The sequence below is a fragment of the Actinomyces sp. genome, from assembly GCF_030524025.1.
Taxonomy (GTDB): Bacteria; Actinomycetota; Actinomycetes; order Actinomycetales; family Actinomycetaceae; genus Actinomyces.
In genome coordinates this window covers 36,790-62,520 of record NZ_JAUNHI010000010.1, presented here as the reverse complement: position 1 = coordinate 62,520, position 25,731 = coordinate 36,790, and the positions used below count along the sequence as shown (strand labels likewise).

The 25,731-nt window shown below is 72.3% G+C and carries 25 protein-coding genes; 11 read left to right on the top strand and 14 right to left on the bottom strand.

Annotated elements, in window-relative coordinates; genetic code table 11:
* Positions 1-28: 28 nt before the first annotated feature.
* Together Q4C85_RS05780 and Q4C85_RS05775 are read left to right on the top strand one after the other, a co-directional pair.
* Complete coding sequence (locus Q4C85_RS05780) at positions 29-616, top strand: HAD-IA family hydrolase (protein ID WP_303140551.1); 588 nt, start codon at positions 29-31, stop codon at positions 614-616.
* A gap of 143 nt (positions 617-759) precedes the next feature.
* A complete protein-coding gene (locus tag Q4C85_RS05775; RefSeq protein WP_303140524.1) occupies positions 760-1,419 on the top strand; it encodes a GtrA family protein in 660 nt (219 codons plus the stop codon).
* A 15-nt stretch (positions 1,420-1,434) separates the two neighbouring features.
* Here Q4C85_RS05775 and Q4C85_RS05770 read toward each other — a convergent pair whose 3' ends face one another.
* A complete protein-coding gene (locus tag Q4C85_RS05770; RefSeq protein WP_303140549.1) occupies positions 1,435-2,163 on the bottom strand; it encodes a peptidyl-tRNA hydrolase in 729 nt (242 codons plus the stop codon).
* A gap of 292 nt (positions 2,164-2,455) precedes the next feature.
* Here Q4C85_RS05770 and Q4C85_RS05765 point away from each other — a divergent pair, with 292 nt between their 5' ends.
* Positions 2,456-3,718 carry a M48 family metallopeptidase gene (locus Q4C85_RS05765; protein ID WP_303140547.1) on the top strand — a complete coding sequence of 421 codons (1,263 nt, stop codon included), beginning with the start codon at positions 2,456-2,458 and terminating at the stop codon, positions 3,716-3,718.
* A gap of 128 nt (positions 3,719-3,846) precedes the next feature.
* Here the strand turns inward: Q4C85_RS05765 and Q4C85_RS05760 are convergent, their stop codons facing one another.
* The 4 genes from Q4C85_RS05760 to Q4C85_RS05745 form a co-directional block, all read right to left on the bottom strand.
* Positions 3,847-4,932, bottom strand: a complete 1,086-nt coding sequence (locus Q4C85_RS05760; protein ID WP_303140523.1) for an LLM class flavin-dependent oxidoreductase — start codon at positions 4,930-4,932, stop codon at positions 3,847-3,849.
* A 323-nt stretch (positions 4,933-5,255) separates the two neighbouring features.
* On the bottom strand, positions 5,256-6,761 hold the full coding sequence (locus tag Q4C85_RS05755; protein WP_303140522.1) for a hypothetical protein: 1,506 nt from the start codon (positions 6,759-6,761) through the stop codon (positions 5,256-5,258).
* Between the two features lie 163 nt (positions 6,762-6,924).
* A complete protein-coding gene (locus tag Q4C85_RS05750) occupies positions 6,925-7,308 on the bottom strand; it encodes a putative quinol monooxygenase (RefSeq protein ID WP_303140521.1) in 384 nt (127 codons plus the stop codon).
* Positions 7,309-7,581: 273 nt separating this feature from the next.
* Positions 7,582-9,192 (bottom strand): amidohydrolase, encoded by a 1,611-nt coding sequence (locus Q4C85_RS05745; RefSeq protein ID WP_303140520.1) that lies wholly within the window; start codon positions 9,190-9,192, stop codon positions 7,582-7,584.
* A 76-nt stretch (positions 9,193-9,268) separates the two neighbouring features.
* Between Q4C85_RS05745 and Q4C85_RS05740 the strand changes: the two genes are divergently transcribed.
* Positions 9,269-9,994 (top strand): hypothetical protein, encoded by a 726-nt coding sequence (locus Q4C85_RS05740; RefSeq protein WP_303140519.1) that lies wholly within the window; start codon positions 9,269-9,271, stop codon positions 9,992-9,994.
* Positions 9,995-10,085: 91 nt separating this feature from the next.
* On the opposite strand, the gene Q4C85_RS05735 is transcribed toward Q4C85_RS05740, so the two are convergent.
* Both Q4C85_RS05735 and Q4C85_RS05730 read right to left on the bottom strand, forming a co-directional pair.
* Positions 10,086-10,772, bottom strand: coding sequence for a hypothetical protein (locus Q4C85_RS05735; RefSeq protein WP_303140518.1), 687 nt, complete (start codon positions 10,770-10,772; stop codon positions 10,086-10,088).
* A 100-nt stretch (positions 10,773-10,872) separates the two neighbouring features.
* Positions 10,873-11,223, bottom strand: a complete 351-nt coding sequence (locus Q4C85_RS05730; RefSeq protein WP_303140517.1) for a hypothetical protein — start codon at positions 11,221-11,223, stop codon at positions 10,873-10,875.
* Between Q4C85_RS05730 and Q4C85_RS05725 the strand changes: the two genes are divergently transcribed.
* Positions 11,222-11,398, top strand: a complete 177-nt coding sequence (locus Q4C85_RS05725) for a hypothetical protein (RefSeq protein WP_303140515.1) — start codon at positions 11,222-11,224, stop codon at positions 11,396-11,398. The genes Q4C85_RS05730 and Q4C85_RS05725 overlap by 2 nt on opposite strands.
* Before the next feature lie 275 nt (positions 11,399-11,673).
* Here Q4C85_RS05725 and Q4C85_RS05720 read toward each other — a convergent pair whose 3' ends face one another.
* The 3 genes from Q4C85_RS05720 to Q4C85_RS05710 all read right to left on the bottom strand — a co-directional run bounded on the left by Q4C85_RS05720 (position 11,674) and on the right by Q4C85_RS05710 (position 15,109).
* Entirely contained in the window at positions 11,674-12,618 is a 945-nt protein-coding gene (locus Q4C85_RS05720) for a CAP domain-containing protein (RefSeq protein ID WP_303140514.1), read from the bottom strand.
* A 193-nt stretch (positions 12,619-12,811) separates the two neighbouring features.
* Positions 12,812-13,183, bottom strand: a complete 372-nt coding sequence (locus Q4C85_RS05715; protein ID WP_368501417.1) for a VWA-like domain-containing protein — start codon at positions 13,181-13,183, stop codon at positions 12,812-12,814.
* Between the two features lie 954 nt (positions 13,184-14,137).
* On the bottom strand, positions 14,138-15,109 hold the full coding sequence (locus Q4C85_RS05710; RefSeq protein ID WP_303140511.1) for a diaminopimelate dehydrogenase: 972 nt from the start codon (positions 15,107-15,109) through the stop codon (positions 14,138-14,140).
* Positions 15,110-15,275: 166 nt separating this feature from the next.
* Here Q4C85_RS05710 and Q4C85_RS05705 point away from each other — a divergent pair, with 166 nt between their 5' ends.
* Positions 15,276-15,770 carry a GNAT family N-acetyltransferase gene (locus Q4C85_RS05705; protein WP_303140510.1) on the top strand — a complete coding sequence of 165 codons (495 nt, stop codon included), beginning with the start codon at positions 15,276-15,278 and terminating at the stop codon, positions 15,768-15,770.
* A gap of 74 nt (positions 15,771-15,844) precedes the next feature.
* Here Q4C85_RS05705 and Q4C85_RS05700 read toward each other — a convergent pair whose 3' ends face one another.
* The 3 genes from Q4C85_RS05700 to ychF form a co-directional block, all read right to left on the bottom strand.
* Complete coding sequence (locus Q4C85_RS05700; RefSeq protein WP_303140509.1) at positions 15,845-16,579, bottom strand: hypothetical protein; 735 nt, start codon at positions 16,577-16,579, stop codon at positions 15,845-15,847.
* Positions 16,569-18,227: an N-6 DNA methylase gene (locus Q4C85_RS05695; RefSeq protein ID WP_303140507.1), complete on the bottom strand. Its 1,659-nt coding sequence runs from the start codon at positions 18,225-18,227 to the stop codon at positions 16,569-16,571. Before Q4C85_RS05695 ends, Q4C85_RS05700 begins: the two co-directional genes overlap by 11 nt.
* Before the next feature lie 116 nt (positions 18,228-18,343).
* Positions 18,344-19,429, bottom strand: coding sequence for a redox-regulated ATPase YchF (gene ychF, locus Q4C85_RS05690; protein ID WP_303140506.1), 1,086 nt, complete (start codon positions 19,427-19,429; stop codon positions 18,344-18,346).
* 54 nt (positions 19,430-19,483) lie between these two features.
* Here ychF and Q4C85_RS05685 point away from each other — a divergent pair, with 54 nt between their 5' ends.
* Positions 19,484-20,719: a DNA recombination protein RmuC gene (locus Q4C85_RS05685; RefSeq protein WP_303140505.1), complete on the top strand. Its 1,236-nt coding sequence runs from the start codon at positions 19,484-19,486 to the stop codon at positions 20,717-20,719.
* 291 nt (positions 20,720-21,010) lie between these two features.
* The gene (locus Q4C85_RS05680; protein ID WP_303140504.1) at positions 21,011-21,721 is read left to right on the top strand and encodes a hypothetical protein; all 711 of its coding nucleotides are present in this window, start codon (positions 21,011-21,013) and stop codon (positions 21,719-21,721) included.
* Between the two features lie 115 nt (positions 21,722-21,836).
* On the opposite strand, the gene Q4C85_RS05675 is transcribed toward Q4C85_RS05680, so the two are convergent.
* Positions 21,837-22,859 (bottom strand): 4-hydroxy-3-methylbut-2-enyl diphosphate reductase, encoded by a 1,023-nt coding sequence (locus tag Q4C85_RS05675; RefSeq protein WP_303140545.1) that lies wholly within the window; start codon positions 22,857-22,859, stop codon positions 21,837-21,839.
* A 176-nt stretch (positions 22,860-23,035) separates the two neighbouring features.
* On the opposite strand from Q4C85_RS05675, the gene xseA reads away from it, so the two are divergent.
* From xseA to Q4C85_RS05660, 3 genes are all read left to right on the top strand, one after another.
* Positions 23,036-24,361 carry an exodeoxyribonuclease VII large subunit gene (gene xseA, locus Q4C85_RS05670; RefSeq protein ID WP_303140502.1) on the top strand — a complete coding sequence of 442 codons (1,326 nt, stop codon included), beginning with the start codon at positions 23,036-23,038 and terminating at the stop codon, positions 24,359-24,361.
* A 98-nt stretch (positions 24,362-24,459) separates the two neighbouring features.
* A complete protein-coding gene (locus tag Q4C85_RS05665) occupies positions 24,460-24,714 on the top strand; it encodes an exodeoxyribonuclease VII small subunit (protein WP_303140501.1) in 255 nt (84 codons plus the stop codon).
* A 60-nt stretch (positions 24,715-24,774) separates the two neighbouring features.
* On the top strand, positions 24,775-25,722 hold the full coding sequence (locus tag Q4C85_RS05660; protein ID WP_303140499.1) for a carbohydrate kinase: 948 nt from the start codon (positions 24,775-24,777) through the stop codon (positions 25,720-25,722).
* The last annotated feature ends 9 nt before the right edge of the window (positions 25,723-25,731 follow it).

The following is a 25,731-nucleotide window of genomic DNA, read 5'->3' as shown; positions in this document are numbered from 1 at the left end:
CGCCTTCCCGCCCCCGCGTGCCGGCGGCGTGCGGGCCGTTCTGCTCGACGCCGATGGGGTCCTCCAGCTCATCGGCACCCCGTGGCGCCAGGCGCTGGCGGCCGCAGGAGGTGAGGCCTTCGCCGAGGCCCTGCTGGTCGAGGAGGTCTCCGCCCTTGAGGGCCGGGACCATCTGCGCGATGTGCTCGACCGGCTGGTTCAACGGCTCGGGCTGAGCGCGAGCACCGAGCAGCTACTCACCACGTGGTGGCAGGCGGTGCCGGACCCGGAGGCCTGGCAGGTCGTGCGCGACCTGCGGGCGGCGGGCTACCTCACGGTGCTGGCAACCAACCAGCAGTGGGAGCGCCGGGCATGGATGCGGCGCACCCTGGGCTACGACGGCCTGTGCGACATCGACGCCTACTCGTGCACCCTGGGGGTGTGCAAACCCGACCCGCTCTATTTCCGTGAGGTCCTGGCCCTGGCGCAGGTCGCGCCGCACGAGGCCCTGTTCGTCGACGACAACGCCGAGAACATCGCGGTGGCGACCGGTCTCGGCCTGCGCACCGTCGAGCACCCTGCGGACAGCGGCGGGGTGCTGCTGCGCCAGGAGGTCGCGGCCGCCCTGGCGGCCTGACCGGCTCGGACAAGCGCATCCCTCCTCCCTTAGGAGGAGGACCGGTCTCCCGGAATCTCCTTCCGACGGACTTGTGCCACTGCTGCCCGACGCGGAAGACTCGCCAAGGCACGGGCAGAACAACAAGCCTTCGGGAGGGCGACATGACGACGCAGATGACAGGGGCCGTCGCCCCCTGCCCCTCCCGCGAGCCGGACACCGGCCCGTCGATGCGGGCCGCCTCGGCCGCACCCGCGAGCCCCGAGCCGTCTCCGCGGGCTGCCTCCCTGGTCCCGGGGGTCCCCGCCACCCCGGGCACCCAGCCCGTGCACGACAATGCCTCGCACACGCGGCGCGCCCCCCGGGCCTTCTTCCACCTCATCTCGCGCATCCACAGTCTCCTGCCCCGCGCCGTCGGCCAGCGACTTCCGGTGACCTTCGTCGGCTACGCCCTCATCAATGGCTCGGCCTTCCTGCTGGACATCAGCCTCTTGTGGGTCTTCTACGAAAGGCTCCACTGGTTCTACCCGCTGGCGGTGACCGTGGGCTACGCGGTGGCCGGGGTCTACTCCCTCCTGCTCAACCGCTGGCTCAACTTCCAGTCCCACGGGCACCTGGCGACCCAGGGTTCGCGCTATGCGGTGGGGCTGGTCAGCCAGTACGTCATCTTCATCGTGGGCCTGTCCAGCCTCCTGCACTGGGCGGGGATGAACGCCGAGCTCGCGCGGTTCCTCTCGGCGTGCTGCGAGGGGGTCTACCTCTACGTGCTCATGCGCCTGTGGGTGTTCCGCGGGACCCCCGAGCCGGTCGACGAGGCCCGCTGAGGTTCGGGCTCCCCCTCACCACCAGGCTCGCGCCGTCTCCGTGGGGCCGTCGAGCTCGGTGAAGCCGGCGTCGACCACCCGCACCGGCCTGGTCAGTGAGTCCCAGTCCTGGCGCTGGGGAGTCTCGACACGCACGCGGTACCCCTGCGCGGCCCAGCGGTCACGCACCGAGGCGGGCATGTCGGGGCTCTCCCAGGCCAGCTGGGCGGCGTGGGCGACCTGGGCGCAGAGCTTGCCGCTGGTCATCTCCTCAGTGGGCGTGACCTCGACGACCACGAGCGCATCCAGCGAGGACGACGCCGCCGACAGCTCGATCTGCGGACCGGCCTGGCCCCGCTGGTGCGCAGCCTCAACCTGCGCTGTCACGGAAGCCGGGGCCGGGGGCAGGGTGTTGCCGGCCGGGAAATGAGTGCCCTCGACCTGCGTCTTGGCCAGCACGGTCGGCAAGGGACGGACCGGTCCGGGAACGAAGGCGCGCGCGGCCGCCTCCCCCCAGCCGGGTGGCCCGGCCTGAAGCACCGTCACGCCGGGCAGCTCCCCGACCTCCTCCCAGCGCCGGCCCCGCGCGCGCCGGACGAGCTTGCGGATCCGCCCGTCGCGCCAGTGCTCGACCGCCTTGTGCCAGGGGCCTCCCGGTGCGGCCTGCGGGGAGGCGAGCAGGCCCACGACGGCGCGCGCCGCCGCCTCGGCGACGTCGACCCGGCGGGGAGGGACGACCTTGTCGTAGCGCACGGCGATCTGCATGCCCCAGGGGACGGGGTGGTCGCGGGGGTCTGCTGCACCGGGCACGGGTCGACCCTACCGGCCCTCCGGCGGCACGAGGCAGTGCCCCGCCCGCTGCGGGCACACCCGGACTGGGACCCGCGCCCCCTCCGGCCAGGGCCTGGTGCGCCCCCGGTGGACCGGAGCCTGCGGGGCGTCCTTCCTCGGGAGGCGCAGCATCCTCCCGACCGGCGAGTCCTCGCCTTGAGCAGGTTCATTCCCATGGTCGCGGTGCCATCGCCGCGGCAAGGACTACGGTTGCGCGGTGACCGACATGCACCCCGCGGCCTTCGCGCTCAGCCCCGTCCCTCCCCAGCCGCCGGGCAGGCCGACGGTCTTCAACGGCGCGACCGTCCACGGCTTGCGCGGCACCGGGTACCTGCGTCACCGCTGCGAGCTGCCTCTGCTGTGGGTGTCGGTGGTCCTCATGGTGGTCGGCTACGCCGCCTGGGTCGCCACACTCGCCTGGCTCATCGCCGTGCCGGCGCCCTCGGGTGAGGCGGCAGCGCTGCGCACCTTCTTCCTGCTCGGCCCGGGCTACCAGTTCCTCCTGGTCCTGCCGCTCCTGCCCTTCATCCTGTGGGCGGCGCGAGCGCTGCTGTATGCGCGGATGCGCGCCGCCGGGGTGCAGATGACGCCGACCCAGTTCCCCGAGGGCTACCGCATGGTGGTCGAGGCGGCGCAGCGCTTCGGGCTGCGCCGTGTCCCGGACGCCTATGTCGTGGCCGGCAACGGCCAGATCAATGCTTTCGCCTCGGGCCACGGGTTCCGCCGGTTCGTGGCCATCAACTCCGACCTGTTCGAGGTCGGCGGGTCGACGCGTGACCCCGAGGCACTGCGCTTCGTCATCAGCCACGAGGTCGGCCACATCGCGGCCGGGCACGTGTCCTTCTGGCGGGGCGTGGCGACCAACCTCATCATGTCTGTGCCGCTGCTGGGCCCGGCGCTGTCACGGGCCCAGGAGTACACGGCCGACAATCACGGCTACGACGCGGCGCCTCGGGGCGCGGCTGGGCTCATCGGCCTGCTCGCCGGCGGCAAGTACCTCGGTGCTCAGGTCAATCTGCACGCCATGGCCGACCGCGCCTCCTGGGAGGGCGGCCTGTGGCTGCACCTGGTGGTGTGGCAGGCCAGCCACCCGGTGCTCACGTGGCGCGCCCACGCCCTGCGTGACCGTCGCCGACCGGGGCGGATCATGATCAAGCCCTCCCCCACGACGGCCTGGTTCCCCCGGTTCCACCCGACCGGCTCACAGGGTTCGGCCACCTGGCCCTGCCCGGCCCAGGTCCTGGAGGCGATGGACGGGCTGGAGCCCCGGTACGCCAGCGGCGCAGCCGAGGAGCAGTTCGGGCGCTACCCGGGCGTCGGTTACAGCGTCCCTCGTGACGAGATCAGGCTGGCCGACCCGACTCCCGTCCCGCGGTACCCCACCCCACAGTTGCCAACCCCGCCCCATGTGTCCCCGCAGAACATCGCTCCGTCCCACGGGGCGGCGACGGGCAGCGAGCCGCCGTACGGGTCGGTGCCGGGCAGCTGAGCCGCCGTCGGGTAGCCGCACCGCGCCCTGACACCCGGCGCCACCCGCCGCGACAGGGTGCCGGCTGCGCCGGTCCCACTCAGTCCTGTCCAGCCCACTCGGGCCCGCTCAGGCCTGCTCAGCCCCGCTCAATCCATGGAGTAGCCGCTCACCGGTCCGGCGGTGTTGGGCTCCCAGCCCAGCGCCGGGGCCACGTGCTCGGCGAAGGCACTGAGGATGTGAAGGTTGTAGTCGACACCGAGCTGGCTGGGGATGGTGAGCATGAGGGTGTCGGCCGCCTGCACGGCCGCGTCGGCCTTGAGCTGGTCGATGAGGACGTCGGGCTCGGCGGCGTAGGTCTTGCCGAAGGTGGCGTACATCCCGTCGATGACGCCGACCTGGTCGGCTGAGCCCTGGCGCGCCCGCCCGAAGAGCATCTCGTCCTCCTTCGAGACGATCGGGAAGACCGCCCGGGACACCGACACTCTGGGACTCCAGGCGTGTCCCGCCTCGCTCCACGCGTCCCGGTAGCGGGTGATCTGCTCATGCTGGAGGTCGGCGAAGGATGCGCCCCGGGTGCCGCTCAGCTCGGTGAGCAGGGTCGAGCTCATGAGGTTGAGGCCCTGGCGCGCCGTCCACTCGGCGGTCTCGCGGGTCGCGGCCCCCCACCACAGGCGCCGGTCGAGGTCGGGGACATGGGGCTCGATGCGCAGGTCGTCGGAGTCCGCGGGCGTCCCGCCCATGACGGTGCCGTTGACGGTGTCGCGCTTGGCCTGGGGCGCTCCGCGCACGGCGTCGAGGAACTGGGCGGCGTGCGCCCGGGCGACGTCGGCGCCGCGCGGGTCGGTGCTGCCCGTGTAGCCGAACGCCTCCCAGCCGCGCAGGGCCTGCTCGGGTGAGCCCCGGGAGATGCCGATGGCGATGCGCTGGTCGAGGAGCAGGTCGAGCGCGCCGACCTCCTCGGCGAGATGGAGCGGGTTCTCATAGCGCATGTCGATGACGCCGGTGCCGACCTCGATCCGCGAGGTACGTGCGCCGGCTGCCGCGAGCAGGGGCATCGGTGAGGCCTGCTGCATGGCGAAGTGGTGAACGCGCCAGTAGGCGCCGTTGACGCCCATCTCGTCGGCACCGACGGCGATCTCAACGGCGTCCTGGAGCGCCTGCTTGGCGGTGGGCTCATCGGGGCGACGTCCATGACCGTAGTGTCCGAAGGAGAGGAATCCGAAGGCTTTCATGCAACATTCAACTACTCGAGGGGTGGACTTGTTCCCGCATGAGCGTGACCCTCGCCACCTCAGACCGGCGGCGCCGGCGGTGGCGGGCGGTCGGCAAGTCCGGGGCTCTCTGCCCCGGAATCACCGCAGATCCCCGCTTTCACCGACGCAGCCCCGGACTCATGTCGCCAGCCCCGGACTCACGACGCCAGGCCAGCCCCGGACCCGTGACGCAGACCCCGGACAGGTGCGCTCAGCCCGCACCTCCCACCCCACCCCGTGGAATCGTCGATCTGGCATGCCGGGAGCAGGGCGCGACGGAGGGCTGCTGAGCGCGGGGCGCCTCAGTCCCTCCAGGGGGTGCGACTGCCGGTGGGCAGCACCTGGGTGGGCATCGCGTTGACGTCCGCCCCGTGAGCCTCCTGAGCAGGCGTCCCGGGATGGTCGGCTCCTTCCGGGGCCGACCCTGAGGCCGGTACCGCCTCATCGGGGTGAGGACGCACCCCGGCAGGATCTCCCATGATCCCGTAGGACTGGACGGCGGCCGCCGGAGCGGCGGGCGCCGCCTCGTTCGCGCCCGGGGCAGCAGACGCTGCCTGGTTCGCGCCCGGAGCGGGGGGCGAGGTCGGCTGCTGCGCCACTGCCTCCCGCCACCCACCGGCGGGAACCGCCTGGGTCAGCGCCGACTGACTGGCCATGGCGGCGGCGTAGGCAGAGTTCGCCGAAGGCGGTGCTCCGCCCTGGGGACCCTGCGGACCGGGGAACGGCTGCTCCGAGGGCTGCCCACCGGCAGCGCCCTGCGCCGTCGTGGAGGAGCCCACCGGCTGGTTGGTGCCGGTCGTCAGGGTCTGGGTGAGGGCGGTCTGGTTGTGCTGTGCATCCTCGTAGGCGACCTGCGCGGAGGTCGGCTCCCCCGGGGCGGCCGGCTCGGGGCCTGCTCCCGGAGCGGCCTGGCCGCGGGCAGGCTCCGGAGCGGCCCAACGCTCGACGCCGGAGCGGGTCTGCATGGCCATCGTGGGCGCCTCGTGGGCGAGCGCGGCCTGCGCAGCGGCGGCCTCGTCGTAGGCCGCCGCACGCTGACCGGCATGCGCGGCCACTGACCGGCCGCTCCAGGCCGTCCCCGGCGCGCCGGAGGCATCGGCCGGAGAGGGCAGGCTCGACTGAGCCGCCTCGGGCCGCCCCGCGCCGCCCCAACTCGCGGGCCCGCCGTCGGCCACGATGCTCGACGCATCGACCCACTCCGAGGCCTGCGGAACTGCTGTCGACTGAGCCGGGTAGCCGGACACGGCCCCGGTGGGCTCGGGAGAGCGACGGCCGCGCTTCCGTCCGGCGAGGAGGGCCAGCAGCGCGAGGATCGCCAGGACGAGGAACAAGGGAGCCGCGGCCCACATGAAGTAGATCCCCGCACCGACGCTCGTGATGTCCAGGGCACCGTCGAGCCTCGACCGGGTCCCCAGTGCCAGGAGGGCCATGAGCCCCGCGATGAGGGTGGAGGTGACCATGAGACTGACCAGGCCCCACCGAGCGACCCGCCACGGCGCCAGCTCCAGCGCGAGGCCGAGGACGGTCAGGATGACCAGAACCGTGTAGATCACCACGGGCCGACTCTGGGATGTCAGGGCCACTCCCCCGCCCGGCCCCTCGAAGACCGGGAGGAACAGGCTGAGGAGGAGAACGACGATGCCACCCGCACCGACCAGGAGCAGCAGGAGCCGTGTGCCCGCCCGCAGCCCCGGCGAGGCGCTCCCCTGGACCCCTGGCACCGGGGCCGCGGCGGCATAGGCCGGGGCCGGAAGGTCGGCGCGGTCAGGCGGAGTCGACGAGGGCGGGTAGGACATCGAGTCGCTCATACAGTCAGGCTAGACGAGCCGGCTAGGCAATACCTCCCCCAACCGGTTTGACAGGACATCCTGGCGGTGTCGACCAGGGCCCCTGGCATCGGCACGGCAGAACCGCCACCCATCGGCACCAGGCCCGTCCAAAGCCGAGGCTGAGAACCGTGCCTGGCGCCGGTCAGCGGATCTCGTAACGGCGCTCGATACCCTGCGTCTTCCGGCCCCACTGGCTGGCGGCGACCCGCGCCTGGTGGCGCGCGAAGGCCTCCTCGTCGACGAAGGCCTCCTCCACCCGCCACAGGAGTGGGTCGCCGGTCGCGGTGACCTCAAAGGACAGGCATCCGGGCTCGGCACGGCTCAGCTCGATGTGGCGCGGCAGGTAACGACGCACCCTGGCCGCCTGTTCCTCGTCGGCACAGCGCAGCTCACCGGTGAGCACCACCTGCCCGGGGCGGGCACCGTCCCCAGCCTCGGCCACGGCCCCATCGACGGCCTCGCCCCCACTGACCGGCTCGCCGGCCCAGTCCGCACCGGGACCCAGCTCGACCTCCCGCCCACTCATTGTTGACCTCCCGTCACTTGACGCCGGCGCCGCACCTTCGGACGCCGCAGAAGGTTCACCCTAGATGATCGATTCCCAGGGGTGGGGCCGCGGGCTGGGCTGGTCGGCTTCGACCGGTCGACCGCGATGGCCCGTATGTCCACGGCGACTGTCCATGTGCCGGCGTGCGTCGGGGCAGTGCTCGCCGAAGCTCGAGATCAGAACATATGTCCCGATCTCGAGGTGTCATATGTCCCGATCTCGGCGAGGTGCAGGTTCCGGACGCCGGGCGGCTCAGCGCCGGTGCACGGCCCCGGCCACAACGGTCGCCACCGGTCGCAGCCCGGCGAGCTCCTCGGCGTCGAGGAGCAGCGGGTCGCACTCGACCAGCGCCAGGTCCCCCGCTGAGCCGACCGCCACCGCCCCCGCACCGTCGACCGAGGCGGCCAGCGCCTCCTCGGCGCTCAGACGCTGCTCGGGGGACCATACCCGCCCGTCGGGGGTCGCCCGGCCCACGGCGGCGGACATGGCGAGCCACGGGTCCAGGGGCGCCACCGGGGCGTCCGAGCCCAGGTGCAGGAGGGCGCCGGCGCGGACCATGTCGGCGAAGGCGTAGGTCCGCCCCTCCAGACCCGGCCACACCCGGCCGACCGCCGCCCAGTCGTCGATGAGGTGGGCCGGCTGGACCGACAGCTCGACCCCGTGGTCCACAAGGCGGGCGAGCGCCCCACCCGGCAGGGCGGCGTCGGCGGGAAGGAGCTGGGCGTGCTCGAGGCGGCCGGCGGCGCCTGAGGCGGCGAAGGCGGCGGCGACGTCGTCGACAGCGGCGTCACCGATGGCGTGGATCGCCGTCTCGAAGCCCGCGCGGTGGGCCCGGGCCATCAGCTCGGTCAGCTCCTGGCGGCTGATGTTGGCCACGCCGCAGGGGTGCTCCAGGCCGAGGGCCGCCGGGTAGGGGTCGCGCATGTGGGCGCTGGCGGTGCCCATCGAGCCGTCGGCGATGACCTTGAGGGGACCCTGGGTGAGCAGGGGCTGCCCGTCGCCGGCCAGGGGCGAGCCGGGCAGGGGATCGCCCGTGCGCAGCCCCGCCTCGATGCGCCGGCCCAGGCCTTCGCGGTAGACCGCGGAGCGGATCCGAGGAGTGACCAGCGACGCCTCGGCCGCCAGGGCATGCAGGCGCCGGGGCCAGTCCTGCGGGTCGGGCGCCCAGCTCATGTCGACCACGCCGGTGATCCCGTCGGCGACCGCCCGCTCCAGGACGCGCCGGTAGCCGGCCTCGCGCAGCTCGCGGGTTCCGGGGATCTCGTCGAGGCGGTCCAGGAGGGCGAACCACGGGTCCTCACGCATGGGCTCACCGGGGGCAGCCGGCCCGGCACCGGGCAGGCTGAGGATCCTCAGCGCCGCGGAGTTGACCCATCCGGAGTGGACGTCCCCGGAGATGAGGACTGTGGGGACCTCGCCGGTGACCTCGTCGAGCTCGGCGATGGTCGGCACTCGAGGCCAGGCGGACAGGCGGTGGCCGAAGCCCTGGATCGTGCGCGGGCCGGTTGCGGGCAGCTCGCGCAGTGCGCGGGCCACGATCTCGAGCGCCTCCTTGGCACTGCGCGTGGCCGCGGTGTCGAGGCGGCCGGCGCGGGCGGCCTCGAGGTCGAGGTGGGCATGGGCGTCCCACAGGCCGGGGATGAGGAAGCCGCCGTCGGCCTCGAGCACCTCGTCACCCTGGCAGGCCAGGCCCGGCCCGATCTCGACGACGACGCCGTCGCGCAGGCGCACGTCGACCGGTTCCGGGCTCGCCGATGACGGGGGCCGCGGAGGCGCCCCGGCGCCGGCGGCACGCAGGCGGGCCAGGGCCGATCGGGAGCGGAAAGGGACGATGCGGGTGTCGGTGATGAGCAAGGCGGGCACATGGCACTGTAACCCCGAGGCTCCTCGGCTCGCGCGGCCAGGGCCTGACCCGGCCACCCCTGTCTACAGTGGCACCATGACGACGGATACCCCCATCACCCCGCCCGGGCGCTGTAGCCTGCCCGCACGTGACCGCGTGGCTCTCCAGCCGGGCGAGCACCCGGTGTCCGCATGGCTGGCGAGTACGACCGTCGAGCTGGCCGCCTACCTGAGCCGACGCGCCGGCACGCCCGAGGGCCGCCCGGCCATCATTGCGATGGATGGCCGCGGAGGCTCGGGCAAGTCGAGTCTGGCCTCCGCCCTGGCCGCGGCGGTGCCGGGCACCAGGATCCTGCACGTCGACGACCTGGACTGGAACGAGCCGCTCTTCGCGTGGGACCACCTGCTTGTGGCCGCGCTCACCGAGATCCACCGCACCGGCGCCCTCAACCTCACTCCCCCGGCCTGGCCGGCACACGGGCGAGCCGGCGCGCTCGTCATCCCCGGCGGAGCGCCACTGGTGGTGGTCGAGGGCACCGGCGCGGGGATGCGTGCCGTCACGGATCTCATCGACCTGCACGTGTGGGTCCAGACCGACGACGAGGTCGCCGAGGCACGCGGCATCGCGCGAGACACTGAGGAGGGCGCCAACGGCGACGCCGAGGAGACCGTCGCCTTCTGGCACTGGTGGATGGACGCCGAACGCCGCTTCTTCGCCGCCGACAGGCCCTGGCTGCGCGCCGACGTCATCGTGTCCGGGGAGGCGCTGCCGGGGCTGGGGCCGGGCGAGACCGCCTGGGTCGAGGGGCCGTTGCCCGCCTGACCGACGCTGCCAGGGCCCGGTGCGACAGGCGTTGGGGTGCTGGTCAGGTGCATCGCCCCGGACACTCACGCCGGGTGCTCATCGCCACGGCTCAGGCGGAGCGACGGCGCAGCAGCATGAGCCCGCCGAATCCCAGCACGGCGGCGCTGACCGCCATGAGGGCGGCGAGCATGCCGGCACCCGTGACCGGCAGCGATGAGGAGAACAGGGTGCCCCCACCCTCCTCGGTCGTGGCGATCTGCGCCGCCGCGCTGCTGGTGACGGCCTCACCGCCGCCTCCCGCGGGGCTCCGTCCCGGCGAGGAGCTGGTGGACGCCGCTGCGCTCGACGCCGCCGAGGACGTGCTCGCCGTGGGGTCGGGCTGGGTGCTGGGCTCCTGCGCGGCCTGGGAGGTCGAGGTGGTCGAGGTGGCCGAGGGGCTCGGCTCCTGGGTGGTCGGGCTGGCCGTGGGCTCGGGCTCGGCCTCCGGGGAGGTCGCCGCCGGCTCCTCGGTCCCCGAGGGCTCGGGGCTCGCCGAGGTCGTCGGGGCGAGGACGGGCTCCTGGTCGGAGGTCGTGGCCTGGTCGCCGGCCTGCTGACCCGACTCGTCCTGCCCGGTGGTGTCGGTGTCCGCCACCGCGACCTCCGAGACGATCGAGCCGGTCGAGCCGGTCGCGGCCTCGGCGACGCCGACTGCGCGGGCCCGCCCGTCCTCGGTGGGGGCGGCCCAGGCCGTGGAGGAGACCAGCACGGGCACGACGAGGAGCAGGGCCGCAGTGATCAGACGCGTGGTCGTCATGGTCCCTCCTCTCCGCTCTGGGCAGCAACACATAGGTAGGAGTCACCCAATCACATTCGGACCTCCCACCACCAGGTGGTCACGCAGAGAGTTACCGGCATCACGAGACATGGGGTCGTTGACAGTCCTCATACAGGAAACTCTCGGTGTCCGGGGCTAGCGTGCGCGCGCCGGCACCGAGCGGGTGCGGGTGCCCGCTGACCACAATGCGGCCGACGGCGCCCTGTCGGTCTTCGACGCCGGCACCAATGAGATCGTCACCTACCCCTTGTCTGAGCTGACCGACACCACGGGCGCCCCCGTCGAGGCCGTTGCCGGACGGCGGCCGGTGTCGCTGGCCCACCGCGACGGCACGGTGTACCTCGGCCTGAGCGCCCGCGCCGGCGGCGGCGCGCAGGACGGTCCGGTCGTCCTCGCCTTCGACCTGTCGAGCCGGGCGGTGCGGCGTCATGGCTGGACCCCTGCAGGCGGTGACCGCCCTCAATGGGGCGCTGGGCACGCCACGGGTCCGGGCCGACTTCCACACCGGCCCGGAGGGCAAGATCTACGTGCACTCCCTGACGCTGGGCGCCGACTCCCACCTGTACTACGCACGGGGCTCCGGCCTGTACCGCTACGTCCTGTGACGGCATCCCGGGCCCCACAGAATCATCTGGAATGAGGTCGACACGAGACCGGTGGGGGGGGCCGCCCGGGGGGGGGACCCCCCCGGCGGGGGTGGGACGCGGGGGGTGTGGGGGGGGGGGGGCGGGGCGCGGCCCCCCGCGCGCGGCGCCCCCCCCCCCCCACAAACAAAAACTCGTGTTGGGCGCGCCCCCCGCGGGGGGGGGGCCCCCGCGCGGGGCGCCCCCCCCCACCGGTCTGGTGTCGACCTCGTGGGTTCTCGGGCGTCTTGGGCGGCTCAGGCCCGACGGCGCAGGCGCAGCACGATGACGCCGGCGGTCACGGCGGCCAGCGCGACGGCCGCGGCGGCCAGGCTGGCACCCGTGGCAGGCATGTTCGGGCGGGTGGAGGTCTGTGCGGCGACAGTCGCCACGACCGCACGCTCCGCCACGTCATCGGTCGTACCGGTCGCGGCGACCGCCGCCGGGCTCTCCGTGGCGGCGTAGGCCAGCGGGGCGTCCGTCGCCGTCGCCGTGGCTTGGGCGGTCTCGGTCGCCGCGTCCGTGGTCGGTGCGGCAGGGGCCTGCTCGGTGGCGGTGTCCTCGGTGGCAGCATCCTGGGCCGGGGTGGCGTCCTCGGTCTGGGAGGTGCTGGCCGTGGTCGTCGTGCTGGCGCTGCCGGCCGGCGTCAGCCCGGCGGCCTCGGCCTCGGCCTCGGAGTAGGTCGCGAAGTTCTGGGTGGCGTACCACGAGCCGGTGGAGGCGTCGTAGGCGATGCCGATGCCGATGGCGTTGGTCCCCGGGTCGGTCATGTTGGCGTAGTGGCCCGGGGAGTTGAGCCACTGCTCGAAGATGCTCCCGCCGATGTCGCCGGTCAGAGCGTCCTGGCGCATGGCCACGTTCTCCGAGACCGCGCTCCACCCCGAGGGATAGGCCTCGGAGAAGGAGGGGCGGTGCGCCAGGACGTCCTGGGCGACCATCTGCTCGGACCACTCCTGTGCCACGGTGTCGAGCTCGACGTAGCGGGTGACCGGGTCCAGGCCCAGGCTCGCACGCAGCTCGTTGACCCTGGCCAGGATCGTCTCGGCGTACAGCGCGCCCTCGGCGCTCACCGCGGCGGGCAGCACGGTGCCCGCCACCTGGCCGGCCGGCTCGGCGGCGGCTGGAGCGGCCTGCGCGGTCGAGGCGCCGACGAGCGGCACCGCGGCAAGCAGGGCGGTCGCGAGTACGTGTGTGGTCCTCATGTGTCGTCCTCTTCCTCGGGGCATGGGGTTGTGCCACCCCATCACATCCCCATGGGTCACGGCAAGATAACGACGGGTGATTCGCTGCTCGCGAGGAGTCGCGTGTGTCACGAGCCTGTCGCCGGGCAGCGGCCACGCGGCCGCCGTCCGGGCGCAGCCCTGGTGCGGCGGCACACCGGGGCGCGCCGGACGCTCAGCGCATCTCGAAGACCTCGCCCCGTGGAGTGAAGGGCAGACGGTGCCCCTGGGGCAGGAGGAAGGCGTGCTCGCGGCGGATGGTCAGGACGTCGCAGTCGCCGTCCGTGATGACGAGGATCGGGCCGTTGGCCGGAAAGTTGGGGACGTTCTCCACCAGGGTGATCCCCGGCTGGAGCACGGTGCCGCCCCGGCCCTGGACCTGCACGCGTCCGGCGATCTCCCCCGCGGGGAGGTATCCCAGGTCGTAGGGCGCCGCGTCACAGCACACGACCCGTACGGCCGGGACCTCCTTGGCCTCGGCGTAGGCGGCGATGGGGCCGAGGGCCCGGGCCAGGGTGCGCCGGTCCATCGAGCCCGAGGTGTCCAGGACGACGCTAAGGTGCGTCCGTCGCGCTGCTCGGGGTCGGGGGCCACGTGCGGGCGCGGGATGTCGGCGGTGGCGGACTGCCGGCGGCTGAGGCGCGCCCAGGTACGGCGGGTCTCGATGGGCGGGAAGTGGTGGTCGAACCGGCGCGCCAGCTCGACCTTCCAGGGGATCGGAGGCTGGATGACCGCGTTGATCTCCTCCAGGAGCCCTGCGGGCAGCAGGCCGCGGCCCTGGGACTGGTGGAGCAGCAGCCCCTTGCTCAGCTGGTCGCGGCAGAAGGCGTCCAGGTCGGTGTACCAGGTGGCGTCGGTCGGGCGCAGGCGCCGGTCCGGGATGTCGCCTTGGCGACCCGCCAGGGTACGAAGCCTGCGCATGCGACGGATGTCGGCGACGAGGCGGTCATACACCTCCTCGGTCGACAGGCCGCACAGCTCGGCGTCGTGGAGCAGTCCGAGGGAGGCGCCACCCCGACCTGCATCTGGATGAGCCAGTCGTTGATGACGAGGTCGCAGGCCGCGCACGACCTCGACCATCTCGGTCGGGGCCTGCTCGCCGAAGGCGTGCAGGGTGCCGGAGACCATGTGCCACGAGCGCGGGGTGGAGAAGGGCTCCTCATGACGCGGGGGCTTGCTCCACAGGTGGTCGGGGCGCTGGCTGAGGTAGTCGATGACGAGCGGGTGCAGGCCGTTGGCCGCCGCCCATGAGGTCCTCCGGAGCGAGCTGGCTGCCCAGCCGCGAGACGCAGGGGCCGCCGACGCTGCGGGCGAGCTACTCGACCAGCGAGGACTTGCCGATACCCGGGGGGTCCCCAGATGAACACGGGGCGCACGATGGCGACATTGAGCAGGAACTCGCTCATCTCGGCGGGTGTCAGTGACCTGACGTCGTGCATCGGGTCCTCGGGTCGGTGGTATGCGGGCTGGTGGGGATAGCCGGTCGGCGGGGCGGGCGGCCTCAGAGATAGGCGGCGCGGAGCTCCTCGGGGGTCCTGGCCGACAGGTCGGCCAGCGTGAGGTCGAAGACGGTGCGGGCCCCGCGCTCGCCCCGCGCCGCCATCCGCGCGACGGCCCGGCCCGTCGCGACGACGACGGAGCCGGTGAACTCGGGGTTGGAGCCGAGCTGGAGCTCAAAGCCAACGGTGGCACTGGTCCCCTCGGAGGTGGTGCCGCGGCGGATGACGGTGCCGCCGTGCGGGATGCCGGCGTGCTCGGCGCGCATCTGCTCGGCGGTGACGAAGGTGACCGAGGTGTCGTAGTCGGCGAAGTAGTTGGGCATCTCGACGATCTCCCGCTCGATCCGGGCCCGGTCGGCGCCGTCGGCGGCCACGACGTAGCAGTCGCGCCGGTGGGTGGACCGGGGGGTGAGCTCGACCTCCTCACCGGCCCTGACCGCATCGAGGGTGGCCTGGACCGGCAGCGTGTACTGCCGGGCGTCGAGGATTCCGTCGATGCGGCGCAGGGCGTCGGAGTGGCCCTGGGAGACGCCGGGCCCCCAGAAGGTCGTCGTCGCGCCGTCGGGCAGGACGGCCTCCCCCAGGACGCGCAGCATGGAGAACAGGCCCGGGTCCCAGCCGGTGGAGATGAGGGCGAGGTGGTCAGCATCCCTGGCCGCCGCGTCGACGGCGGCGAAGTACTCGGGGATCGTGGCGTGGGTGTCGAAGGAATCGACCGTGTTGAAGTAGGCCGCGGCCTGCGGCCCCTGCTGGGCCAGGTCGGTGGCCGAGCCGCCGCAGTTGAGGCAGACATCGACCTTGTCGGTCCAGGCCGGCATGTCGTCGACATGGGCCACCGGGGTGCCCAGAGTCGTCACGGAGGCGGGGTCGCGGCGGGTGAAGACGACGACGAGCTCCATGTCCTCGTTCGTGGCGACCGCCCGCTCCGCACCCCGTCCGAGGTTCCCGTACCCGTTGACTGCGACCCTGATCATGAGACCTCCTGGAGTTCGAATGATGTCGTCGGCACCGCGACAGACACAGTGTCCCACCGCCCCGGGGCCGGGCACCGCCCGTCCCACGTTCTGAGGCGGTGAGGCCGGACTGACGCGGTACATGGTGAATCTGGGGCTGGCGCGCAGGCCATGGCACACTCCCCGCATGACGCTCTTCTTGGGCCCACTGACCTCTCAGAACTCCTGGCTCCTTGAGGAGGCGACGCTGGGGAACATGAACTGGTGCGGACCTCGGTTCGCCGCGCAGGACGTGCGCGAGAAACCGGAGTTCGCGCACTACACGCGCCTCCTTCCCGAACGCGGCGACTTCGGGGTCGTCGCGCTCAACGGGGACAGTGCGGTCGGCCTCGCGTGGGCGCTCTTCCTGTCGGTGGACGATCCCGGCTACGGGTACGTCGACGAGCGCACCCCGGAGGTCAGCCTCTGGGTCTCAGCGGACGGCCGCGGCCAGGGCGTGGGACGCCAGCTGCTGCGTGCCCTCATCGAACAGGCCCGGGAACGCGGGGTCCAGCGCCTCAGCCTGTCCGTCGAAGCCGGCAACTACGCGTGGTCCCGCTACCGCTCGGAGGGGTTCACCGAGTGGCCCGGTGGTGAGGCCGACGGTGTCATGGTCCTCAACCTCGACGATACCCACGGGTAGGCACCATACACCGAAGGCTCCCCACCACTCGGCCGCAGCGCTGGGCGGCCGATCTATCGCGAGGACGTCACGGGTCAGAGCTTGACGACCTGACCGGCAACACCCTCGTAGAGGTCGAAGTTCCTCTCTCCGACGAGCGTCACCAGGTCGTCAAACATCTCATCAAGAGACACCTCGGTCTCCAAGTCATTGACCTCGAAGACTCTCACCGATGGCTCGACGATGTTAAGATCGACGAGCACGGCATAGAATTTCTCGTACTGCTCATCTCGCCCAGCGGGGTCCACGCGGCCGGTGAACAGACGGAACCTGGGTCCAACATTGACGAAGGTGGAACGACGACGGGCCGTCTCGTCATGCTCCGCCCCTGAGTCAAGCATGAGAAAACCAGCGAGCACGGCATACGGAAAACGGCGGTGCAAAGTGACCGCTTCGTTGAGCATGTCGGCACGACGGTTAGTCAAGTTCTTCTGATAGTTGCCCGACTTGCCATCCTTGAACAAGATGGTCTTCACACTGATGGCCAGAATGAGCCCGGACTCCTCGGTCGCCCATGTCACGTCGACCTTCTTGGCGCCGATGCCGCCGGCGAGGCGCCGCTCGGCCCCACTAGTCCTCGTGGCACCCGAGCCGGAGGGAAGAGCCTCTGCCATGCCTCGCTGTCGCAGCTCCTCGGCCAGCACACGAGCCACAGCGGCCGAGACCCGCTCATTATAGTTCTTCTTCTGGGCCTGGGCGGCAGTGTCATCCGGCTTCTGCCCACATTCTTTGATAGCGGCTTCCAACGCCGCTTCGATCCTAGATGCCACGGCTACGGGCCTCCCGTCGTCCAGCGAGGCGGTCGCGGGCCTCCCTCACGGCGCAGACACAGGCACGGGGAATACCGAGAGCCTGCACCAGGAGCACCTCGTCAACCAGCTCGACCGCCTCAGCAAGCCGGCTGCGCCGCAGCGTGCCGCTCACCTGGGGCAGGATGGCGCGCAGGGCCTCACGCGCAGACTCGAGAGTGTGGGGCGAGGGCACCAACCATCGCGACGCCTCACCAGGCTCCATCTTGAGCACCCCGCCACCATAGGCCCGTCCAGCGAGCTCGGCGCTGAGCATGGTGTAGCTGTTGAGCGCCGCAAGAGGGAGCAGCTCACGACCGAGCAGCGCCGTCACCGGGTGCAGGTACACACCATGCACGCTGTTGAGGTGGTGGGCTCTCGCCGAGTTCGTGACCAGGCGCACCGTGTCAGCGTTCATGTAGGTCAGAAACAGGTCAGCTGGCTTGAGGAGCGGGACCTGCCACCAGATGCGGCGCGCCCGACTCTTGTAGGTCTGGTCGACTCCCGCGGCGATGCCGATCTTGAGATAGGCCTCCGCAGCCTCGCTCAGAGCGCCTTCAGCCGGGTAGAACAAGCGGGTCCTCTGCCCCTTCCCCCCGAGCTCATGCAGGGCCTCGCAGGACAGTTCCAGTCCGCGCAGGTGAGCCGAGCCCGGGGGCGACAACAACAAGGTCTCCTCTGGGGCAAGACCTGCCTCAGCTACCATGTCGGGAGTCATGGCAAAGAACTTGTTGGCGCCTGTCACCATGCCCAGCCTGGTCTCACCCCATGTCGCGAGCGGTTGAAACTGGCCGGCCGCAGTGGCGTCAAGCAATGCGGAGGTGGCGCTCGCACTGATAGTCGCACCAGCCCACTTCTGCGCCGGGTCGTCCGGAGTCCACACCACGCCGGGCGGCACAGCCTGAAGCTCTGCGGCGCTGCGAACCTGCCGGATCAAAGCCGCGGGTGCCGGCCCCTCGCCATAGCCGGACGCAAGTAGCAGAACGGCCTCCGTCTCAGCCTCAGCGAAGACACGCTCGTCGAACAGAACTAGCTCGATCGATCCAAAGTTCTCGAACAGGAACCTGCGTACAGCCCCGGCGTAGTTGGCGCTGAGAAGCTCGGCGGGCAGCACGAATCCCAGCCGGCCGCCCGCGCGCAGGTGCAGCGCCGAGACGACTGTGAAAGCCGCCCAGGCGGATGCGAGGCCGGACAGAGCAACACCGCCACGCAAAGCGGCAGAGCGGGCTCGTGACCGCTGCTCACCGGAGAAGTCCTGGAAGCGAATGTATGGCGGATTTCCGATGACAGCGTCGTGGACCGGGGTGACAGCACGGCCGAAGAAGTCTCCCACCTCGATCTCCGCGACGCCACCGGCTGAGGCCACTCGGCGCCGCCCCTCCTCTGCGCTCCAGGCGTGCAGCTCGGAGCCGAACACAACCGGTCGGTCAGCTCCGAGACTCGTGAGCCTCTCGACGGCGTGGACGAGAAACTCGGCGTCACCGGTGGACGGCTCCAGGATGCGGTCCGTCGGCCGCCGGACCGCCCAGTCCACGATGAAGCTCGCGATATCTGGAGGCGTGAAGAAGGCACCTCGAGCCTTGCGCAGGCCCGGGGTGTCTTGCGGATCACAGATCATCTCGGTCGTCATCAGTCCACCTCCTCACGCGCCAGGCTACGCCCGGGCTCCGACAGCTCAGGGTCGCCCTGCCCTCGGTGGTCGACACGGGCAGGACTCAAGGTCGACCGCCTCCTGCCCTCACCGCCTCACACGTTGAAGCGGAACTCGACGACGTCGCCGTCGGCCATGACATAGTCCTTGCCCTCCATGCGCACCTTCCCGTGGGCGCGGGCCTCGGCGACCGAGCCGTACTCGATGAGGTCGTCGTAGGAGACGATCTCGGCCTTGATGAAGCCCCGCTCGAAGTCGGTGTGGATGACGCCGGCCGCCTGCGGGGCCGTCGCCCCCTTGCGGATCGTCCAGGCGCGAGCCTCCTTGGGGCCCGCCGTCAGGTAGGTCTGCAGCCCCAGAGTGTCGAAGCCGACCCGCGCCAGCTTATCGAGACCCGACTCCTCCTGGCCGTTGTCGTGCAGCATCTCCACCGCCTCCTCAGGCTCGAGCTCGACGAGCTCGGCCTCGAACTGGGCGTCGAGGAACACCGCCTCGGCCGGGGCCACCAGCGCGCGCAGCTCGGCCTGCCGGGAGGCGTCGTTCATCCCAGCGTCGTCCATGTTGAACACGTAGATGAAGGGCTTGGTCGTCATCAGCTGGAACCCGCGCAGCACCTCCTGGTCGATCCCGGCGGCCGCCGCGCCCGCCGACAGGAGCGTGCCCTCCTCCAGGACACCCATCGCCGCCTTGGCGGTCTCGAGGACCGCCGGGTCGGTCTTGCGCCCGCGCACCTCCTTCTCCAGGCGCGGGATGGCCTTCTCCAGGGTCTGGATGTCGGCGAGGACGAGCTCGGTGGCGATGGTCTCGATGTCCCCGGCCGGCTCGACCTTGCCGTCGACGTGGACGACGTCGGGGTCCTCGAAGGCGCGGGTGACCATGCAGATCGCGTCGGCCTCACGGATGTTGGCCAGGAACTGGTTGCCCAGGCCCTCACCCTCGCTGGCCCCGCGCACGATGCCCGCGATGTCGACGAAGGACACGGTGGCCGGCACGGTGCGCTGGGACTCGAAGAGCTCGGCCAGCCGGTCCAGGCGCCCGTCGGGCAGCGGCACCACGCCGACATTGGGCTCGATCGTGGCGAAGGGGTAGTTCGCCGCGAGCACGGTCGCGCGGGTCAGGGCGTTGAACAGGGTGGACTTGCCGACGTTGGGCAGTCCGACGATTCCGATGGTGAGTGCCACGGCGCGAGTCTAGCGGCCCGGGTTCATGTCACAGCCCCGCGGCATGCTGGCCCCATGAGCACCGTCCTGCCCCTCCTCCTTCTCCTGGTCGGCCTGTGCGCCGGCGCCGTGATCGGCTACGCGGCGGCCATCGCCCGCACCGCGGGCGCGCGCGCCGGCGGGCAGGAGGAGTCCGCCTCCCTGCGGGCCGAGGCCGCCCAGTGGCAGGCACGCGCCGAGGAGCTGGCGGCCCGCACGCAGATCGCCGAGGAGCGGGCCGAGCGCGACGGCTCCGTGCTGCGGGCGCTGGCCCCCGTGCGCAGCCAGCTCGAGCAGGTCGGCGCGCGCGTGGAGGCCATGGAGAAGCAGCGCGCCGCCCAGCACGCCTCCCTGTCCGAGCAGCTGCGCGCCGGCGCCGCCTCCGAGCGCGAGCTGCGCCGGGTCACCGCCTCCCTCGAGGGCGCCCTGCGCTCGCGCAGCACGCGCGGCCTCTGGGGAGAGGTCGAGCTCGTCCGCGTCCTGGAGGCCTCGGGCATGATGCGCCACGTCGACTTCTCCGAGCAGCGCTCCCTCGGCTCGGTGCTCGCCCGCCGCGGCGGGGCCCGGGCCGGTGGCGAGGGGGCCGGGCGCGCCCGGCCCGACGTCGTCGTCCACCTCCCGGGGGACGGGCACCTGGCCGTGGACGCCAAAGTCCCCCTCGACTCCTACCTCGAGGCCTGCGCCCTGCCCGCCGACGGCGCCACCGGCCCGCAGGAGAGCCGGCGCGCCGAGCTGCTCGCCGCCCATGCCAAGGCGCTGCGCGCCCATGTCGACACCCTGGCCGGGCGGCACTACGACCAGGCCCTGGGCGACTCCCCCGAGCTCGTCGTCCTCTTCATCCCCGCCGAGCCCATCCTGGCGGCCGCCCTCGAGGCCGACCCCTCCCTGCTGGGCCACGCCCTGGACCGCGGCGTCGCGCTGACCACCCCCACGTCCCTGCTCGCCCTCCTGCGCACCTGCGCCACCGCCTGGGCGCGCACCGCCGTCAACGACGACGCCCGCGAGCTGCTCGCCCTGGGCAAGACCCTCTACCAGCGCCTGGGCACCGTGGCACGCCACCTTGACACACTGGGCAGCGCCCTGACCCGGTCGGTCACCGCCTACAACCAGGCCGTCGGATCGATGGAGTCGCGCCTGCTCGTCACCGCCCGAAGCATCGACACACTCGCCGAGACCCTGGTCTCACCTGCGGAAATCAGGGATGATGACGCCCAGGTGAGACAACTGACCAGCCCCGAACTGACAGGCGGCGAAGTTGTTGACGAACTGTAATGAAAACTGAAGACCCCCGACACGCCTCCGGTCACAGTTGCGTAACGATTTTTCGGCGGCGCTCCGCCGAAAGGTCTTGGCGCGACATTGCGGGACTTTCGGCCAGCCAGCGGTTAGCATGACGGCATCGAGGGAGGTGCAGGAGTTGATCCGCCCCACATCCACGGGGCGCCGCGCGCTGTGCGATTCTGCGAATCTTCACGGATCCTAGCGCCGGTTCGACCGCCCAGCCCTCCTTCGATATAAGGTTGCACCCGTACCCCATCACGATCCCTGAAGGTCTTCTAACAAATGACGTCCAGTCCAGCGAGCACAGCGAGCACCACGAGCGGTGCCATCGAACCCGAGCTGTCCGGCAACCTCGCCGGCGCTCCTGCCACGGCCACACACCCGCAGGCCCCGCAGGGCGCCTCCGAGGTCGTCGAGCGCCTGGGCGCGCTCGCGCGGGAGCAGGAGCGTCTCCAGGAGCAGCTCGCGGCGCTGCGTGACGAGCGCGACGCCCTCATTCTCAGCGGCCTCGCCCAAGGGCTGAGCTCGGCCGAACTCGCCAGCACCGCCCACCTGACCGGTGCCCGGGTGCGCGCCATCGCCGACGCCGCCGCAGCCTCCTCCGCACGCGAGCGCGTCTCGCGCGCCATCGCCAAGCTCGCCGAGCAGACCCCCGCGCTGTGCACCACCTACGGCGCGCTGGCCACCGCCGTCGGCATTGGCTCCGCCAAGGGCGTGGCCTCCTCCCTGGCGGCCAACCCCGACGTCTCCTCCCGGGAGGGCGCCCGGGTGCTCCTCCTGCGCTGGGCCTCCCCGACCCTCGGCGGCTACGTCATCCCCGCCTCCGAGCCCACCTGGCAGACCCAGGGCGACGACACCGCCAGCCGCCTCGACTGCCTCAAGGCGGACAACCTCGTCGTCGAGACCCCCGGCCCCAGCGGCCCGGTGTGGGTCGTGCCCTTCGAGCGTGTGTGCGCCGACGCCACCCGCCTCACCCGCCTCATCGCCAGCTGACACCGCCCGGCTCCCGCCGCCCCCGCTGGTCACGGGCCCGCGACCAGCTGCCTGACGGACAGCACGACCAGCCGACGCACGACCAGCCGACGATCGGCACGCGATCCGCCGGCGGTCAGCAGGTGTGGTCGGGGGCGGGCTCGCGCCTGGCATGACCGACAGCCGGGTCCCCCGCGGCCTTGAGATCGGCGCGCAGGTTCTTGGGCAGAGAGAAGGAGATCCTCTCCGTGGCCGTGCGCACCTCCTCGACCTCACCGAAGCCCAGCTCGCCGAGCCGGTCGATCACCTCACGCACAAGGATCTCGGGAACCGATGCCCCCGAGGTCAGGCCCACCGTGCTCGCGCCGTCGAACCAGTGCTCCTCGAGCTCGCGGGCAAAGTCGACCCGGTAGGCCGCGGGAGCGCCGGCCTCAAGGGCCACCTCCTTGAGACGCACCGAGTTCGAGGAGTTCCCGGAGCCCACAACCACCATGACATCGACCTGGGGCGCCAGGACCTTGACCGCCGCCTGGCGGTTCTGGGTGGCGTAGCAGATGTCGTCCCCGGGCGGGTCGACCATCGCCGGGAAACGCTCGCGCAGGAGGCGCACCGTCTCCAGCGTCTCGTCGACACTCAGCGTCGTCTGGCTGATCCACACGACCTTCTCGGGGTCGCGCACGACCACCTGGTCGACCTCATGGGGACCGTTGACCACCTGAATGTGCTCCGGGGCCTCGCCCTGGGTGCCCTCGACCTCCTCGTGGCCGGTGTGCCCCACAAGAATGATGTCGTAGTCCTCGGCGGCGAAGCGGATCGCCTGCTTGTGCACCTTGGTCACCAGCGGGCAGGTCGCGTCGATGGTCTGCAGCTGGCGCGCAGCGGCCTGGGCGTGGACCGCCGGCGACACGCCGTGGGCGGAGAAGACCACCCGCGCCCCCGGCGGCACCTCGTCGGTCTCCGAGACGAAGACCGCCCCGCGCCGCGACAGCGCCTCGACGACGTACTTGTTGTGGACGATCTCCTTGCGCACGTAGATCGGCGCCCCGTAGTGGGCCAGGGCCTGCTCGACGGCGTCGACCGCCCGGTCGACCCCGGCGCAGTACCCGCGCGGCGCGGCCAGGAGGATGCGCCTGCCCACGGCCGGGGCGGCCTCGCCCACTCCCGCCGGCGCGGCATCCGCTGGGCTCCCTGCGTCCCCGGCGGCCACTGCCCCCCCGGCCGTCACTGCATCCGCTGCGTCCGTGGGGATCGCGGAGGTGTCTGTGCTCGTCACGCCCACCACTGTGCCACAGTGCGGTGCGGGCACCCATACCCGGACGTGGCACAGTGGTGCACGTGACAGACCCCGCCGAGCGCACCACCGGCCCCCGGGCGACCGACTCCCCCGGGGCGGCCCCGGCCCCCCGGGCCTCGACCGCCCGCCTGGCGCGGGAGACCACCCCCGACAACCCGTGGCCGCTGCGGCTGCTGTCGGCGAAGATCGAGCAGTACGTCGACAAGATGACCCACGTGTGGGTCGAGGGCCAGGTCGTCCAGTTCAACCGCCGCCCGGGCTCGGGGATGCAGTACCTCACCCTGCGGGACACCGAGGCCGACTTCTCCATGTCGGTGTCCGTCTTCACCCGCGAGCTGGCCGCCATCGAGGCCCGCACCGGCTCCCCGCTCACCGAGGGGGCGCGCGTCGTCGTGCGCGCCAAGCCCCGCTTCTGGACCAAGCGCGGCAGCCTCGACCTGCGCGCCGACGACATCCGGCCCGTCGGGGTCGGCAGCCTCCTGGCCCGCATCGAGCAGCTGCGCCGCGTCCTGGCGGCCGAGGGCCTGTTCGAGGCCGACCGCAAACAGCTCCTGCCCTTCCTGCCCCGTCGTGTCGGGCTCGTGTGCGGGCGCAACGCCAAGGCCAAGGACGACGTCATCGTCAACGCCCGGCTGCGCTGGCCGGGCCTGCCCATCGAGGTCCGCGAGGTCGCCGTCCAAGGCGCCCAGGCGGTCCAGGAGGTGACGGCGGCCCTGCGCGAGCTCGACGCCGACCCCACCATCGACGTCATCGTCATCGCCCGGGGCGGCGGGGCGGTCGAGGACCTGCTGCCCTTCAGCGACGAGGGCCTCGTGCGGGCCGCGGCGGCGGCACGCACGCCCCTGGTCTCGGCCATCGGCCACGAGTCCGACAGCCCGCTGCTCGACCTCGTCGCGGACTACCGCGCCTCGACCCCCACGGACGCGGCCCGCCGGATCGTCCCCGACCTGGCCGAGGAGACCGCAGGCCTGGCGGGGGCCCGCGCACGCATGCGCTCGGTGCTGTCCACCCGGCTGGAGTCCGAGCAGCGCGGCCTGGACCAGGTGCGCGCCCGCCCCGTCATGACCGACCCCACGCTCATCGTGCGCGACAAGTTCACCGAGCTCGACGCCGCCCGCGAGCGCCTGCGCCGCGCCCTGGACACCTCGCTGTCCCTGGCGGCCGCCGACCTGCGGGCCGAGCGGGCGCGCCTGGCGGCCCTGTCCCCCCAGGGCGTGCTCGACCGCGGCTACGCCATCCTGCGGCTGCCGGGCGGCTCGGTGGTCACCGGTGCCGACCAGGTCAAGAAGGGCGACCTCCTCGAGGGGGTGCTCGCCTCGGGGCGGCTTGTCGCCCAGGTCGTCGGCGCCACGAAGCCCGCCCCTTGAGGAGCACTCCCGCGGCCGCCGCGTGCCGGCGCGAGAACCAGCGGTTGGTCACCTCGAGGCCGGGTCCGCCGGGCCGTGCGCGTGCAAGAATCGTGGCCATGAGCCTGTCCTCCCCCGCCGAGCCCTCCGGCCCGGGCGACGCCAACGCCGACGTCGCCTCCATGCCTTACGAGCGAGCCCGCGAGGAGCTGGTCGGCGTCGTCCAGCGTCTCGAGGCGGGACAGGTCCCCCTCGAGGAGGCGCTGACCCTGTGGGAGCGCGGCGAGGCCCTGGCCGCCCGCTGCCAGTCCTGGCTCGACGACGCCCGCACCCGCCTGGCCGCCGTCGCCGAGCGCGACGACGTCCCGTCCTGATCCTGTCCGCCCGCAGTCCTGCCTCCCTCACCGGCACGTCCAGATCAAGGAGCCCTCACCATGACCGCACCCGGCCCCCACGGCACCGCCCTCGTCATCGGCGAGGCCCTCGTCGACGTCGTCATCCACCCCGGCCAGCCGCCCCGCGACATCCCCGGCGGCTCGCCCGCCAACGTCGCCCTCGGGCTGTGCCGGCTGGGCCGCGAGGCCTGGCTCGACTGCTGGATCGGCACCGACCCGCGCGGCCTGGCCGTGCGCTCCCACCTCGAGGCCTCGGGCGTGCGCCTGACCCCGGGCTCCGACGGCGCCGACCGCACCTCGACCGCCGAGGCGACCATCGGGGAGGACCGGGCGGCCACCTACCTGTTCGACCTCGACTGGAACCCGCCCTACCCCTCCCCCGTCGAGGGCAATGAGGCGCCGCTGCTCGTCCACACCGGCTCGATCGCCGCCATCCTCGAGCCGGGTGCCACGACCGTCGAGCGGGTGCTCACCGACTTCCGACCCGTCTCAACGATCTGCTACGACCCCAATGCCCGCCCCCAGCTCATGGGCGCCCCGGAGACCGCCCGCACCACCGTCGAGCGCCTCATCGCCCTGTCCGACCTTGTCAAGTGCTCCGACGAGGACATCTCCTGGCTCTACGGGGAGCAGGCCGACGTCGAGGAGGTCCTGCGCGGCTGGCTCGCCTCCGGCCCCGCCGTGGTCGTGGTCACCCGGGGCAAGCACGGGGCCCTGGCCCTGACCTCCTCGGGGCTGCGCCTCGAGGTGCCGGCCAGCCCCGACGTCGTCGTGGCCGACACGGTGGGCGCCGGCGACTCCTTCATGGGCGGCCTCGAGGACGGGCTGTGGTCCGAGGGACTCGTGGGCGCCGACCGTCGCGAGGCGCTGCACGCCATCGACGCCGAGGCCCTCGAGCGGGTCGTGCGCCACGCGGCCGCCGTCGCCGATATCACCGTCTCACGGGCGGGGGCCAACCCGCCCACCCGCGCCGAGCTCGAGGGCTGAGCGTCCCGC